Annotated in this window: 6 protein-coding genes and 2 riboswitches; all 6 genes read right to left on the minus strand. The window is 60.6% G+C overall.

Features of this window, described 5'->3' with window-relative positions; translation table 11 throughout:
• Nucleotides 1-87 precede the first annotated feature (87 nt).
• The gene (locus ACMXX3_RS02670) at nt 88-3,978 is read right to left on the minus strand and encodes a DNA-directed RNA polymerase subunit beta' (protein WP_421083231.1); all 3,891 of its coding nucleotides are present in this window, start codon (nt 3,976-3,978) and stop codon (nt 88-90) included.
• 65 nt (nt 3,979-4,043) lie between these two features.
• Complete coding sequence (locus ACMXX3_RS02675; protein WP_421083232.1) at nt 4,044-7,544, minus strand: DNA-directed RNA polymerase subunit beta; 3,501 nt, start codon at nt 7,542-7,544, stop codon at nt 4,044-4,046.
• A gap of 282 nt (nt 7,545-7,826) precedes the next feature.
• Entirely contained in the window at nt 7,827-9,344 is a 1,518-nt protein-coding gene (locus ACMXX3_RS02680) for an L-serine ammonia-lyase (protein WP_421083233.1), read from the minus strand.
• Nucleotides 9,345-9,470: 126 nt separating this feature from the next.
• A complete protein-coding gene (gcvT, locus tag ACMXX3_RS02685; RefSeq protein ID WP_421083234.1) occupies nt 9,471-10,589 on the minus strand; it encodes a glycine cleavage system aminomethyltransferase GcvT in 1,119 nt (372 codons plus the stop codon).
• Between the two features lie 20 nt (nt 10,590-10,609).
• Nucleotides 10,610-13,453, minus strand: a complete 2,844-nt coding sequence (gene gcvP, locus ACMXX3_RS02690) for an aminomethyl-transferring glycine dehydrogenase (RefSeq protein ID WP_421083235.1) — start codon at nt 13,451-13,453, stop codon at nt 10,610-10,612.
• 55 nt (nt 13,454-13,508) lie between these two features.
• A riboswitch (glycine riboswitch) is annotated at nt 13,509-13,621 on the minus strand.
• A riboswitch (glycine riboswitch) is annotated at nt 13,622-13,735 on the minus strand. It lies immediately after the preceding riboswitch.
• A gap of 189 nt (nt 13,736-13,924) precedes the next feature.
• Nucleotides 13,925-15,145 (minus strand): MFS transporter, encoded by a 1,221-nt coding sequence (locus ACMXX3_RS02695; protein ID WP_421083236.1) that lies wholly within the window; start codon nt 15,143-15,145, stop codon nt 13,925-13,927.
• Nucleotides 15,146-15,147 lie beyond the last annotated feature (2 nt).

The following is a 15,147-nucleotide window of genomic DNA, read 5'->3' on the forward strand; positions in this document are numbered from 1 at the left end:
GACCCCTACATCAGCAGGAACCTAAACCAAAGGGCGCTCCCCCACCGAGGTGGGGAAGCGCCCTTCATCTATACCCTAGAAGTCGGTTTACTTACCGAACTCGTAGTCATCCAGCGGGATCGCCTGGAACTCGGGGCTAATAGCACCCTCGTTGGTTTCGGCGTAGCTGAAATCGTTGTAGGGGGTAGCGGTCTGAGCGTAGAGGGCTTCGCGGGCCTCGTCAGTAGGCTCAACCTCGATGTCGTTGTAACGGGCAAGGCCGGTACCAGCGGGGATGAGCTTACCGATGATGACGTTCTCCTTGAGGCCAACCAGCGGGTCTTCCTTACCTTCCATCGCAGCCTGAGTAAGAACTCGGGTGGTCTCCTGGAAGGAGGCAGCTGACAGCCAGGACTCGGTCGCCAGTGACGCCTTGGTAATACCCATCATCTCAGGACGGCCTGAGGCAGGACGCTTACCCTCAGCAACAGCTGCACGGTTAGCGTTCTGGAAGGCGATGTTCTCAACCAGCTCACCGGGGAGCAGGTTGGTCTCACCGGAATCAATGACGGTAATACGACGCAGCATCTGACGGACGATAACCTCAACGTGCTTGTCGTGGATACCTACACCCTGGGAGCGGTAAACGCCCTGGACCTCGTCCACCAGGTGCTTCTGAGCCTCACGAGGACCACGAATACGCAGGACCTCCTTGGGGTCAACAGCACCGGCAACCAGCTGGGTGCCGACGGTGATGTGGTCACCTTCAGCAACTTCCAGGCGGGCACGACGCAGGACGGGGTAGGCAACAGGCTCATCGCCGTTGTCGGGGGTGACAACGACCTTGAGGGACTTGTCGGTGTCCTCAATGGTGACGCGACCGGTGACCTCAGAAATCGGGGCAACACCCTTGGGGGTACGGGCCTCGAAAAGTTCCTGAATACGGGGCAGACCCTGGGTAATATCGTCCGCTGATGCGACACCACCGGTGTGGAAGGTACGCATGGTCAGCTGGGTACCGGGTTCACCAATGGACTGGGCCGCGATAATACCGACAGCCTCACCAATGTCGACCAGGTTACCTGAAGCCATGGAGCGGCCGTAGCAGAGGGCACAAACACCTACTGCTGACTCACAGGTCAGGACGGAGCGGACGCGAACTTCCTGGATACCAGCCTTGAAGAGGTCGTCGATGACGATATCTGACACGTCAGCGCCAGCCTCAGCCAGGACGGTGCCGTCTTCAGCCACAACGTCAACAGCCAGGGAACGGCCGTGGATGGAGGACTCGACGTTCTCGTGCAGGGTGACGACGCCAGACTCATCTGCCTGAATCAGGGGCAGGGTCAGGCCGCGGCGGGTACCACAGTCGTGTTCACGGACGATAACGTCCTGAGAAACGTCCACCAGACGACGGGTCAGGTAACCGGAGTTTGCGGTACGCAGCGCGGTATCTGCCAGACCCTTACGGGCACCGTGGGTTGCGATGAAGTATTCCAGAACCGACAGGCCTTCACGGTAGGAAGACTTAATCGGGCGGGGCATAATTTCACCCTTGGTGTTAGACACCAGACCACGGATACCGGCAATCTGACGGACCTGCATCCAGTTACCACGAGCACCAGAAGTCACCATGCGGTTAATGGTGGTGTTCTTCTCTGCCAGGTTCTGCTTCATGGCTTCAGCAACCTCGTCGGTTGCCTTGGTCCAAATATCGATCAGTTCGGTACGGCGTTCAACGTCATCGATCAGACCCATAGCGAACTGGGATTCGATGTCAGCAGCCTGAGCCTCGTAGCCTTCCATAATGGCGGGCTTGGTGGGGGGTGCTGCGATGTCGGTGACTGCAACGGTCACGCCTGAACGAGATGCGTAGTAGAAGCCGGTGTTCTTGAGGTCATCCAGGGTCTTGGCAACCACATGCATGGGGTACTTCTCAGCAAGGTCGTTGATGAGGGCACCCAGGGACTTCTTGTCGGCGATGCCGGTGTACCAGGGGTAGTCGGCGGGCAGGGTCTCGTTGAAGATGACCTGACCGACGGTGGTTTCTACCAGGACGGGCTGACCGGGCTCGTAGCCTTCGGGGGCTTCCCAGCCCTCGTAGGGTACGAAGTCGTCCAGCACGATCTTGACCTTGGTGTAAAGCTCAATCTCGTGACGGTCCATGGCCATGATGGCTTCTGCGTAGGACGAGAAGAGGCGGCCTTCGTTCTTTTCACCCTCGCGGGCGGTGGTGAGGTGGAAGAGACCGATGATCATGTCCTGGTCAGGTACCGCAACGGGGCGGCCGTCTGAGGGCTTCAGGATGTTGTTGGAGGACAGCATGAGGATGCGGGCCTCAGCCTGGGCCTCGGGTGACAGGGGCAGGTGGACTGCCATCTGGTCGCCGTCGAAGTCAGCGTTGAATGCTGAACAGACCAGGGGGTGCAGCTGGATAGCCTTACCTTCGACCAGCTGGGGTTCGAAGGCCTGAATACCCAGGCGGTGCAGGGTGGGAGCACGGTTCAGCAGAACGGGGTGCTCGGTGATGATCTCTTCGAGAACGTCCCAGACCTGGGGGCGGAAACGCTCAACCATGCGCTTAGCAGACTTGATGTTCTGGGCGTGGTTGAGGTCTACCAGGCGCTTCATGACGAAGGGCTTGAAGAGCTCCAGAGCCATCTGCTTGGGCAGACCACACTGGTGCATCTGCAGGGTGGGGCCACCGACGATAACGGAACGACCGGAGTAGTCAACGCGCTTACCGAGCAGGTTCTGGCGGAAGCGGCCCTGCTTACCCTTGAGCATGTCAGAGAGGGACTTGAGGGGACGGTTACCGGGGCCGGTGACGGGACGGCCACGACGGCCGTTGTCGAAGAGGGAGTCAACAGCTTCCTGCAGCATGCGCTTTTCGTTGTTAACGATGATCTCGGGGGCACCGAGTTCCAGCAGACGCTTGAGGCGGTTGTTGCGGTTGATGACGCGACGGTAGAGGTCGTTCAGGTCAGAGGTGGCGAAGCGGCCACCGTCGAGCTGGACCATGGGACGCAGTTCCGGCGGGATGACGGGAACGTAGTCCAGAACCATACCGAGCGGGGAGTTGTCGGTGGTCAGGAAGGCGTTGACGACCTTGAGGCGCTTGAGGGCGCGGGTCTTCTTCTGGCCCTTGCCGGTCTGGATGATCTCCTTGAGGGCCTCAGCTTCGGCCTCCATGTCGAACTTTTCCAGGCGCTTCTTGATGGCCTCTGCGCCCATGGAGCCTTCAAAGTACATGCCGTACTTATCGACCATGCCGCGGTAGAGGGACTCATCGCCTTCGAGGTCAGCGACCTTGAGGTTCTTGAAGCGGTCCCAGACGCGCTCCAGGTGCTCGATTTCGCGCTCCGCATTCTTGCGGACGGACGCCATCTGGCGCTCAGCAGCGTCGCGCAGCTTGCGCTTCTCAGCGGCCTTGCCACCTTCAGCCTCGATCTTGGCGAGTTCCTCTTCGGTTTCGCGGGCGATCAGGTTGATGTCGGCTGCGAGCTGGTCCTGCAGGACCTTCTTGTCGCGGTCGTGGGCTGCCTGCAGGTTGGGCAGGTCCTCGTGGCGGGCTTCTTCGTCCACATGGGTAATCATGTAGGCGGCGAAGTAGATGATCTTTTCCAGGTCCTTGGGGGCCAGATCAAGCAGGTAGCCCAGGCGGGAGGGCACGCCCTTGAAGTACCAGATGTGGGTCACAGGAGCTGCCAGCTCGATGTGGCCCATACGCTCGCGGCGTACCTTTGCACGGGTTACTTCAACACCACAGCGCTCACAGATGATGCCCTTGAAGCGGACACGCTTGTACTTACCGCAGTAGCATTCCCAGTCACGGGTGGGGCCGAAGATGCGCTCGTCGAAGAGGCCTTCCTTCTCGGGCTTCAGGGTTCGGTAGTTGATGGTTTCGGGCTTCTTAACCTCGCCGTAGGACCAATCCAGGATGTTCTGGGAGGTCGCTAGGCCAATACGCATCAAACCAAGTGAAGATTCGTTGGACATTTGGTCCTTATCTCTTTCCTAGTATTTTGAAGTCTTTGTGAACAGATGAGGGAACCGAAACCGGTTTAGACCTCTTCGACAGAGCTGGGCTCTGCGTGGGACAGGTCAATGCCCAGGTCATCTGCTGCTCGGAAGCCTTCGTCTTCTGCATCGCGCATTTCGATGGTCTGACCGTCGGTTGAGAGAACCTCAACGTTCAGGCAGAGGGACTGCATTTCCTTGATCAAGACCTTGAAGGACTCGGGCACACCGGGTTCGGGGATGTTCTCGCCCTTAACGATGGCTTCGTAGACCTTCACGCGGCCGTGAACGTCGTCAGACTTGACGGTCAGGATTTCCTGCAGAGTGTAGGCGGCACCGTATGCTTCCAGTGCCCACACTTCCATTTCACCGAAGCGCTGGCCACCGAACTGGGCCTTACCGCCCAGGGGCTGCTGGGTGATCATGGAGTAGGGGCCGGTGGAGCGGGCGTGGATCTTGTCGTCGACAAGGTGGTGCAGCTTCAGGATGTACTGGTAGCCAACTGATACCGGCTCGGGGAAGGGCTCGCCGGAGCGGCCATCGAGCAGGCGGGCCTTACCTGAGCGGTTGATCAGGCGGTCGCCGTCGCGGTTGGGGTTAGCGTGGTCCAGCAGCTCGAACAGTTCCTCTTCACCGGCACCGTCGAACACGGGGGTTGCGACGTTGGTGGGGCCGGTTTCCTTGGGGAAGTTGTGGAGCTTGTCGAGCCAGGCGGGGTTGCCCTCGATCTTCCAGCCCTGCTTGGCCAGCCAGCCGGTGTGAACTTCGAGTACCTGACCGATGTTCATACGACCGGGAACGCCCAGCGGGTTGAGGATGATGTCGACGGGGGTACCGTCTTCCATGAAGGGCATGTCCTCGATGGGGAGGATCTTGGTAATAACACCCTTGTTACCGTGGCGGCCTGCCAGCTTATCGCCGACGGTGATCTTGCGCTTCTGGGCAACGTAGACGCGGACCAGCTGGTTGACACCGCTGGGCAGGTCTTCGTCGTCGTTTTCGCGGTCGAAGATACGGACGCCGATAACGGTACCGGACTCACCGTGGGGAACCTTGAGGGAGGTGTCGCGAACTTCGCGGGACTTCTCACCGAAGATGGCGCGCAGCAGGCGCTCTTCGGGGGTCAGTTCGGTTTCGCCCTTGGGGGTGACCTTACCGACCAGGATGTCGCCGGCCTCAACCTCGGCACCGATGTGGATGATGCCGCGCTCGTCGAGGGCTGAGAGCACCTCTTCGGAGACGTTGGGGATGTCGCGGGTAATCTCTTCAGCACCCAGTTTGGTGTCGCGGGCGTCGATTTCGTGCTCTTCAATGTGGATTGAGGTGAGTACGTCATCGGAGATCATGCGCTGGGACAGGATGATACCGTCCTCGAAGTTGAAGCCTTCCCATGACATGTAAGCCACGAGCAGGTTCTTACCGAGTGCCAGCTCGCCCTTATCGGTGGAGGGACCGTCGGCAATCAGGCTACGCTCTTCAACGCGGTCGCCCACCTTGACCACAACGCGGTGGTTGTAGCAGTTACCGGGGTTGGAGCGCTGGAACTTGAGGATGGGGTAGGAGGTGGTGGTGCCATCGTCGTTACGAACGACTACCAGGTCAGCGGAGACCTCAGAGACCACACCGGCCTTCTTGGCAACGACGGAGTCACCGGAGTCAAGAGCTGCGTAGCGCTCCATACCGGTGCCAACGACGGGTGCTTCTGATTCGAGCAGGGGAACGGCCTGACGCTGCATGTTAGCACCCATCAGTGCTCGGTTAGCGTCGTCGTGTTCCAGGTAGGGAATCAGGGCGGTTGCCACAGACACCATCTGGCGGGGGGAGACGTCCATGAACTCAATCTCGGAGGCGTCTACCAGCACAGCTTCGCCAGAACCGTCGCCTGCACGGCAGAGGACCTGCTCTTCTGCGAAGGTCATGTCTGCGTTCAGGGGCGCGTTAGCCTGAGCGATGGTGTTGCCCTTTTCGTCATCGGCGGTGAGGTACTTGACCTCGTCGGTGACCTGACCGTTCTTGACGATACGGTAGGGGGTCTCGATGAAACCGAAGGGGTTGATGCGGGCGTAGGTTGCCAGCGAGCCAATCAGACCGATGTTGGGGCCTTCAGGGGTTTCGATGGGGCACATACGGCCGTAGTGGGAAGGGTGCACGTCTCGCACTTCCATGCCTGCGCGGTCACGGGAGAGACCACCGGGGCCCAGAGCTGAGAGACGACGCTTGTGGGTCAGACCTGCCAGCGGGTTGTTCTGGTCCATGAACTGGGAGAGCTGGGAGGTACCAAAGAATTCCTTGATGGAGGCAACCACGGGGCGGATGTTGATCAGGGTCTGAGGGGTGATGGCCTCGACGTCCTGGGTGGTCATACGCTCGCGAACGACGCGCTCCATGCGGGACAGACCGGTGCGGATCTGGTTCTCGATCAGTTCGCCCACGGCGCGGATGCGGCGGTTACCGAAGTGGTCGATGTCGTCAACATCAACACGGATGTCGACTTCCTGGCCGTCGCGGATGCCCTTGATGCTGGTGCCACCTGCGTGCAGGGTGACCAGGTAACGAATCATGGCTGCGATGTCGTCCTGGGACAGCACTGATGCTGAGGGGTCGTTGACGGGGGTGTCGATACCGAGCTTGCGGTTGACCTTGTAGCGGCCGACTTTTGCCAGGTCGTAGCGACGGGGGGTGAAGTACATGTTGTCCAGCAGGTTCTGGGCAGCATCAACCGTCGGGGGTTCGCCCGGGCGCAGCTTGCGGTAGATGTCAAGCAGGGCCTCTTCGCGGGTCTGGACGGTGTCCTTCTCAAGGGTGGCGCGAATGGAGTCAAATTCACCGAATTCAGCCAGAATCTTGGCTTCGCTCCAGCCCAGGGCCTTGAGCAGGGTGGTGACGGACTGCTTACGGCGGCGGTCCAGACGGACGCCTACCTGGTCACGCTTATCGATTTCAAGTTCAAACCAGGCACCGCGGGAGGGGATAATCTTCGCGGTGTAGATGTCCTTATCGGAGGTGCGGTCGGCGGTCTTTTCGAAGTAGGCACCGGGTGAGCGAACCAGCTGGGAAACAACGACGCGCTCGGAGCCGTTGATGACGAAGGTGCCGGATTCGGTCATCAGGGGGAAGTCACCCATGAACACGGTCTGCTGCTTGATTTCGCCCGTGTTGTTGTTCATGAATTCGGCCTTGACGTACAGGGGAGCTGCGTAGGTCGCATCGCGATCCTTGCACTCTTCCATGGTGTACTTGGGGTCGGCGAATTCGGGATCGGAGAAGGACAGGGACATGGTGCCCTGGAAGTCTTCGATCGGGGAGATTTCTTCGAAGATGTCGGCAAGACCTGAGGTCTGGCTGACGGAGGTATCGCCGGTTTCTGCTGCTACAGCGGCTTTGGCTGCCCAGCGTTCGTTACCGACGAGCTGATCAAAGCTGTCGAGCTGGAGCGCGAGCAGGTTAGGTACCTGCAGGGGCTCAGCAATTTTTGCGAATGAGATTCGGCGCTGCGAACCTACGCCGTTAGCGGCTTCAGTGTTAGAGGTGCTCGAGGCGACCAAGATTGGATCCTTCCACAGACATGTCTGTTCGTACCCGCTCCCCCACCAGGGGCGGTACGCTCAAGGACCCGTTGAAGAGGCAAACCAGCCTGTCATAGCACCTGTGCCGTGCTGGGTAGTGGCTAGATTGATGTTCGAGGGTACTGGGGCGTACTTAAAACCTGTTACAACCTGCCCACCGCTATATGAAGGCACAGAAGATTAGGGAAGCGCAAATATTCATGCTACAGCAAAATATTTGCGCTGTCTATACCCAATCTCCGCTCTTTTTGCAAACTCCGGTTAGCACTCCACCACGTTGACGGCCAGGCCGCCCATGGAGGTTTCCTTGTAGCGGTGCGACATATCTTCACCGGTCTGGCGCATGGTTTCGATGACCTGATCCAGAGAGACTCGGTGCTGACCGTCCCCTCGCAGGGCCATCTTGGCCGCGGTCACCGCGTTGGAGGCCGCCATGGCGTTACGCTCAATGCAGGGTATCTGCACCAGACCGCCCACGGGGTCGCAGGTCAGCCCCAGATTGTGCTCCATAGCGATTTCGGCGGCATTTTCTACCTGCTCGTTGGTGCCGCCCATAACCTGGGCCAGGCCCGCAGCCGCCATAGAGGAGGCGGTGCCAACCTCGCCCTGACAGCCCACTTCAGCACCAGAGATTGAGGCCCGCTTCTTGTAGAGGGCACCGATGGAGGCAGCCGCTAAGAAGAAGTCGACGACAGCATCATCAATGACCTTTTGACCGCGGTGACGCACCGAGGGCACATAGTTGAGGGCGTAGTGCAGTACGGCGGGGATAATGCCTGAGGCCCCGTTGGTGGGGGCGGTGACGATACGGCCGCCAAAGGCGTTTTCCTCGTTGACAGCTAAGGCGATGAGGTTTACCCAGTCAATAGCGAACTCGGGTGACTTCTTAGGATCTTCTGCCAGCAGGTCGCGGTGCCACTGGCCAGCACGGCAGCGTACTTTAAGCGGGCCGGGCAGGTAACCCATTCGCTCTAGAGACGAGCCAATGCATTCCTTCATGACCTGCCGAATATGCAAGATTCCGGCGCGGACTTCGCTCTCGCTGCGCTCGGTCTTCTCGTTTTCCATCTTAAGCTGGGCGATGGACAGGCCCGCACTATTGGCCATATCAAGGAGCTCTTCGCCCGACCCGAAGGGATAGGGAGCCTTAGATAGCCCGGTGGAACCCGATGATTCTTCGTTTTCTTCAACGATGAATCCGCCGCCGATGGAGAAGTAGGTGCGCTCTAGCAGCTGGCTCTCCCCCGCGTAGGCGGTGACCTTGATGCCGTTGGTGTGGCGGGGAAGTACGGTGAGCGGACGCAGGGTGATATCGGCTTCCTTGTAGGCCAGGACGGGTCCGCTCACCTTGGTTGCCTCTGGGCCGGGGGCACCGGACTCGAAGGCTGCCGAGGGGTAGCCTGCCAGGGGCAGGGTACCGTCCACCTGGTTGCGGTCCATGAGGGCCTCGGCAGCAGCAATATCGATGGTTTCGGGCACGAAACCAGCCAGCCCCTTAATGGCTGCGCTCATGGTGCCGTGCCCGGCGCCGGTAGCAGCCAGGGAGCCGTAGAGGTCGATGTGAACCCGGGTGACGTCCTTGAGCGTGCCAGCATCAATCAGTTCAGCGATGAACCGGTTGGTGGCTCGCATGGGACCCACGGTGTGGGAGCTAGAAGGGCCAATACCGATGGAGAACATCTCGAAGACGGAAATGTCGTAGTCCAGGGCTTCGGCTTTGGTTTGTGCTTCTGAGTGGGGTGGTTCAGAAAGATAATCGGGGGTGGCTGTTAGCTCCATAGGTGATGCTCCTTTGGGGTGTCAAGGGTTCCTAGGTCAGAAAGAACCCTGTGCTACCAACCGGCTTCCGACCGATCGTGGCGGGGTAACGGTAGCACAGGGTTCTGATCGAGATGCGCTCGTGGCCTACTTCTCGCGCTTGTAGAAAGGCAGTTCTACGATATCGAAGGGGGCAACCTTACCACGGATATCAACATTGACAGTCTCACCTACAGTGGCGTGCTCGATTGCCAGTAGGGCCATAGCCACAGGGTAGCCCAGAGTGGGTGAGGGAATACCCGAGGTAATCTCACCAATCTCGGTGCCGCTCTCATCGACCAGCTTGGAGCCCGCGCGGCCGGGGCGCTTGCCCTGGGCCTTGAGGCCCACCAGAGAACGAGCCGGGGTCTGCTCGGAGAGCTGAACCAGGGCGTCCTTACCCACGAAGTCGGCGGTCTTCTTCGTCAGGGCAATCTCAACCAGCTTGCTCATGCCGGACTCGAAGGGGGTGATGTCGCGGCCCAGTTCGTGGCCATAGAGGGGCATACCGGCTTCAAGGCGAAGGGAGTCGCGAGCGGCCAGCCCGGCAGGGATTGCCCCGTGCTTCTCACCGCGTTCAGAGGCCAGGGCCCAGAGCTGGGCAGCGTCCTCATTTGCGACGTAGATTTCAAAGCCGTCCTCACCGGTGTAGCCGGTGCGGGCCAGCAGGGCCTCGATGTTGCCGAAGCGAATCGGGGCAGCTGCGTAGTAGCCCATGGAGGTGATGGTCTCAGCGTCGGAGGGGTCCATCTCTAGCAGGATGGCTTCTGAGGCCGGGCCCTGAACAGCAACCAGGGAGGTCGCCTCAGTCTCATTGACCAGCTGCACATCGAAGCCCTCGGTACGGGCGCTCATAGCCTCATAGTCGGCAGCAACATTGGCTGCGTTGGGAATGACCAGGAACTCTTCCTCACCCAGGCGGTAGGTAATCAGGTCGTCGATAACGCCGCCGTCCTCGGCCAACAGCAGGGAGTACTTGGCCTTGCCCACCTTGAGAATGGACATGTTAGAGAGCAGGGCGTAGTCCAAGAATGCACCGGCATCGGGGCCGGTGACCCGGAATTCACCCATGTGGGAGAGGTCAAAAAGGCCAGCTGCTGATCGAACAGCCTTATGCTCTTCAACATCGTTGGTGTACTTGAGGGGCATGTCCCAGCCGCCAAAGTCGGTGAAGGCGGCACCCAGGTCAGCGTGGACCTGGTAGAGGGCAGTTTTCTGGGGTGACATAGGGGTAAACCTTTCTAGCCTTAAGCGCTGTGGACTTCGATGTCGAAGGCTTCCATGGGCGGGCATTCGCAGACAAAGTTACGGTCGCCGCCGGCACCGTCGATGCGGCCAACGGGGGTGAAGTACTTGTTCAGGCGCAGCTCGTGCACGGGGTAGGCGGCCTGCGAACGGGAGTAGGGGCGGGTCCATTCATCGGCGGTGACGACCTCGGCGGTGTGCGGGGCATTGCGCAGCACAGACTCCTCGGCGCTGACCTTACCGTCGATGACTTCCTGAATCTCAGCGTGTATCTGGGTCATGGCCTCAATGAAACGATCCAGTTCAGCTAAGGACTCTGATTCGGTGGGCTCGACCATGAGGGTGCCGGGCACGGGGAAGGCCAGGGTGGGGGCGTGGAAGCCGTAGTCCATGAGGCGCTTGCAGACGTCCTCGGCAGTGATGCCGGACGCGGCGGTCAGCTCGCGCAGATCCAGGATGCACTCGTGGGCGACCAGGCCGGTCTCACCCGCGTAGAGCACGGGGTACAGGGAGCCCAGCTTCTTGGCGATGTAGTTGGCCGAGAGGATAGCGGTTTCGGAAGAAGCTCGCAGGCCCTCAGCACCGGTCATGGCGATGTACATCCAGGAGATGGGGAGCACACCGGCTGAACCAAACATAGCCTGAGAGATAGGCAGGGGCGCATCTACCAGCTTGCCTTCGGCATCCGCTTCAAAGCCGTTACCGGGCAGGTACTTCTCCAGGTGGGCACCGACAGCAACGGGGCCGACGCCGGGGCCACCACCGCCGTGGGGGATGGCGAAGGTCTTGTGCAGGTTCAGGTGGGAGACGTCGCCACCAAACTTGCCGGGCTGGGCCAGACCCATCTGGGCGTTGAGGTTGGCGCCGTCTACGTAAACCTGGCCACCGGCCTCGTGCACCAGCTGGCAGACCTCAACAACCTGCTCCTCAAAGACACCGTGGGTGGAGGGGTAGGTAATCATGATGCCGGCGATGGTGTCACCGTACTTTTCAATCTTGGCCTTGAGGTCTTCAACGTCGATGGAGCCGTCGGGGGCGGTTGCCACACCGGCGACGGACAAACCTGCCAGAGCAGCGGAGGCGGCGTTGGTGCCGTGAGCGCTCATGGGAATCAGGACGACGGTGCGCTGGGTATCGCCGTTAGCCTCGTGGTAGGCGCGGATAGCACGCAGGCCAGCGTACTCGCCAGACGCACCGGAGTTGGGCTGCAGGGAGATAGCGTCGTAGCCGGTAATTTCAACCAGCCAGGCTGAGAGCTCATCAATCAGGGCCTTCCAGCCGGCAGCCTGGTCGGCAGGCACGTTGGGGTGGATGGAGGCGAACTCGGGCCAGGAAATGGGTTCCATCTCGGCTGCTGCGTTCAGCTTCATGGTGCAAGAGCCCAGGGGAATCATGGTACGGTCCAGGGCCAGGTCCTTGTCTGAGAGGGAGCGCAGGTAGCGCATCATGGAGGTCTCAGAGCGGTAGAGGTGGAAGACCGGGTGGGTCATGTAGTCGTCGGTGCGCAGCAGAGCCTCGGGCAGCTCGTAGGCGTCGGTCTCCCCCAGTTCACCGCCCAGGGCAGATGCCAGGGCTTCCAGGACCTCATCGGTGTGGGACTCGCCCACGGAGATGGAGATACGGTCTGCTGAGATTTTACGGACGTTGATACCGGCGTCCAGGGCCTTGGCCACCAGCTCGTCGGCGCGTCCTTCGGCCTCGAAGGCAACGGTGTCGAAGAAGGTCTCGTGGACCAGCTTCAGGCCGGCTGCGGTACCAGCGGCGGCGATACGGGCGGCATTATCGTGCAGGCGGTTAGCGATAGCCCGCAGACCCTCAGGGCCGTGGTAGACGGCGTAGGCACCGGCGGCGATAGCCAGCAGGGCCTGGGCGGTACAAATGTTTGAGGTGGCCTTTTCGCGGCGGATGTGCTGCTCGCGGGTCTGCAGGGCCAGGCGGTAGGCGGGCTTGCCGAAGGCGTCCTGGGAAACACCCACCAGACGGCCGGGCAGGTTACGTTCCATGCCCTTAGAGACAGCCATGAAAGCTGCATGCGGGCCGCCGTACCAGAAGGGCAGGCCAAAGCGCTGGGAGGAGCCAACAGCAATGTCAGCGCCCTGGTGGCCGGGGGCAGTCAGCAGGGTCTGGGCCAGCAGATCAGCAATGACGGTGACCAGGGCGCCGCGGTCCTTGGCAGCCTTGATGAGCGGCTCAATGTCGCGGACTTCGCCGTCGTGGCCGGGGTTGGAGATAATGACGCCGTAAAGGTCGCCCTCGGGCAGGCCATCGGCAAAGTCGGTAATCACAAAAGGAATGCCCAGGGCTTCAGCGCGGCCGCGGACAACCGAGAGGGTCTGGGGCAGGGCACGGGAGTCAATAGCGAAGAAGCCGTTCTTGACCTTGCGGTTGGCCCGGTGCATCATGACGGCGGCCTCAGCAACGGCGGTTGCCTCATCGAGCAGGGAGGCGTTGGCGATGGGCAGGCCGGTCAGCTCCATGACGGTGTTCTGGAAGTTCAGCAGAGCTTCGAGGCGGCCCTGGGAGATTTCGGGCTGGTAGGGGGTGTAGGAGGTGTACCAGCCCGGGTTTTCGAGGATGTTGCGGCGGATGACGGCCGGGGTGATGGCGTCGTAGTAGCCTGCACCGATCATCTGGTGCTTGACCTGGTTCTGGGCGGCGTAGGAGGCAATCTTGTTCTGGGCCTCAAGCTCGGACAGGGGGGCGGGCAGGTTGAGGTCGCCCTCTAGACGAATATTGGAAGGGATGACCTCGTTGATGAGGGCGCCGAGGCTGTCGTAGCCCAGCACCGAGAGCATGGTTTCTTGGTCGTTTGAACGGGGGCCAAGGTGGCGGTCGATGAATGACATGAAACTCTCCAGGGTAGAGGGTAAACCTGCCCACAGGGGTGCCCTGTGGTGGTGCCCTCCCCGCTCTGTTAAAACCTGAGAGTTTTAGTTCGCAGCTACCCATCACGCTTGGTAGCGGGCGCGAATTTTGCCCCTTCGGTGGGGGTTTGACGCCCCTCTCCAGAGTTGCCTAACTGAGCGGTACATGTGCCTGAGAGTTTCCCGGGGAGGGTTTGCTCCTTCGGCGCCGGTGCCCGTGGTCCCTCAACCTCGAGCATGTACGGTCTCTCCCGCACCAGTTGTAACGGCGTTTTAGTTGTAACAACCCTTATTGTGCCATACCTTACACCCAAAGCACCACATGAGGGACTTTTGGGGTGGAAAAGTCGATTTTACGGGGCGGACGCAACCGCGCCCCGCCCCTGCCCAAGGGCAGGAAAGCGGGGCGCGGGCGTCCGGAAATCTCCCTGAACGGGGAGTGCCAAGCCGAGCTTAGGCGGCGCGGGCAGGCTTCTTGTCTGAGGCCATCCAGAGGGAAACCAGAATAGAAATCACGCAGGTAGAAGCCAGAGCCAGCACGCCCCAGAAATAGTTGCCGAAAGCGGTGTAGGCAGCGCCCATAATCAGGGGCGGGAAGTAGCCGCCCAGGCCACCGGCTGCCGAGACCAGGCCAGACACGGTACCGGTATCTTGCGGGCGAACGACCTTGCCCAGCCAGCCGTAGATGGTGCCGGTACCGAAACCCACGAAGAGGGCCATGACCACGTGAAGCAGGGTGTTCACAGCGGTGCTCTCGGGCTCGAAGGCGATGCAGACAGCCAGCACGGTCATAGCAACAAAAACGATGAGGGTGGTGAGCTTGCCGCCGAACTTATCGGCTGCGACGCCGCCGAAGGGGCGAGCCAGCACGGCGCAGGCTGCGAACATGGCGGCGAAGGTACCACCAGCAACGGCCTCATAGCCGTAAATGTTCTGCATGTAGGTTGACAGGAAGTTGGAGAAAGCCACGAAGGCGCCGAAGACCACAGCGTAGATGAAGCAGAGCTGCCAGGTCACCAGTTTCTTAGACACAGCCAGAATCTTGGGTAGAACCGGCTCGGGGGTGCGGGCCTTCATAACGGGTGAGTCACGGATGAAGAGCCAGACAATGACGGCGTAGGTCAGGGCGACGCAGCTCATAATGACGTGGGTGGGAAAGTAGCCGAAGGCAGCCAGCATACGGGGGTTAAAGAAGGCAGCGCAGGCGGTACCGACCATACCCATGCCGAAAATACCGGTGGCTAGGCCCTTGCGGTGGGGTTCAAACCAGGCCGCGGCGAAGGGGATGCCCACCGCGAAGATAGAACCGCCAATACCCAGGAAGAAGGCTGCCAGCAGGAGCAGGGAGAAGTTACCCATCTGCCCCACCAGGCCGGTAACGAGCACCATAGAACCGGTCAGGGTCAGCATGATGGTGAACATAATGCGCCCACCGAAGCGGTCGGTCAGAGCACCCACCGGAATACGGGCCAGGGACCCAACGATCACCGGGGTGGCAATGAGCAGGGAGCGCTGCCCCTCGGTCAGGCCGTAGGTTTCGGTGTAGTACTTGGCCAGGGGGCCAATCATGGTCCAGCCCCAGAAGCCAATCATGGAGGCCAGGGCCGCCATAATGACGTACTTGAACTGGCCAGCAAGCTGCGGATCTTTCGCAGCAACAGCCGTAGTAGACATGG

This window comes from Rothia nasimurium (assembly GCF_049068285.1).
Classification (GTDB): Bacteria; Actinomycetota; Actinomycetes; order Actinomycetales; family Micrococcaceae; genus Rothia; species Rothia nasimurium_I.

What these genes read in the sequence shown, in the direction of transcription:
- ACMXX3_RS02680 (WP_421083233.1), bottom strand. Translation starts at nt 9,344, where the DNA reads ATGGAGCTAACAGCCACCCCCGATTATCTTTCTGAACCACCCCACTCA.
- gcvP (WP_421083235.1), bottom strand. Translation starts at nt 13,453, where the DNA reads ATGTCATTCATCGACCGCCACCTTGGCCCCCGTTCAAACGACCAAGAA.
- gcvT (WP_421083234.1), bottom strand. Translation starts at nt 10,589, where the DNA reads ATGTCACCCCAGAAAACTGCCCTCTACCAGGTCCACGCTGACCTGGGT.
- ACMXX3_RS02695 (WP_421083236.1), bottom strand. Translation starts at nt 15,145, where the DNA reads ATGTCTACTACGGCTGTTGCTGCGAAAGATCCGCAGCTTGCTGGCCAG.
- ACMXX3_RS02670 (WP_421083231.1), bottom strand. Translation starts at nt 3,978, where the DNA reads ATGTCCAACGAATCTTCACTTGGTTTGATGCGTATTGGCCTAGCGACC.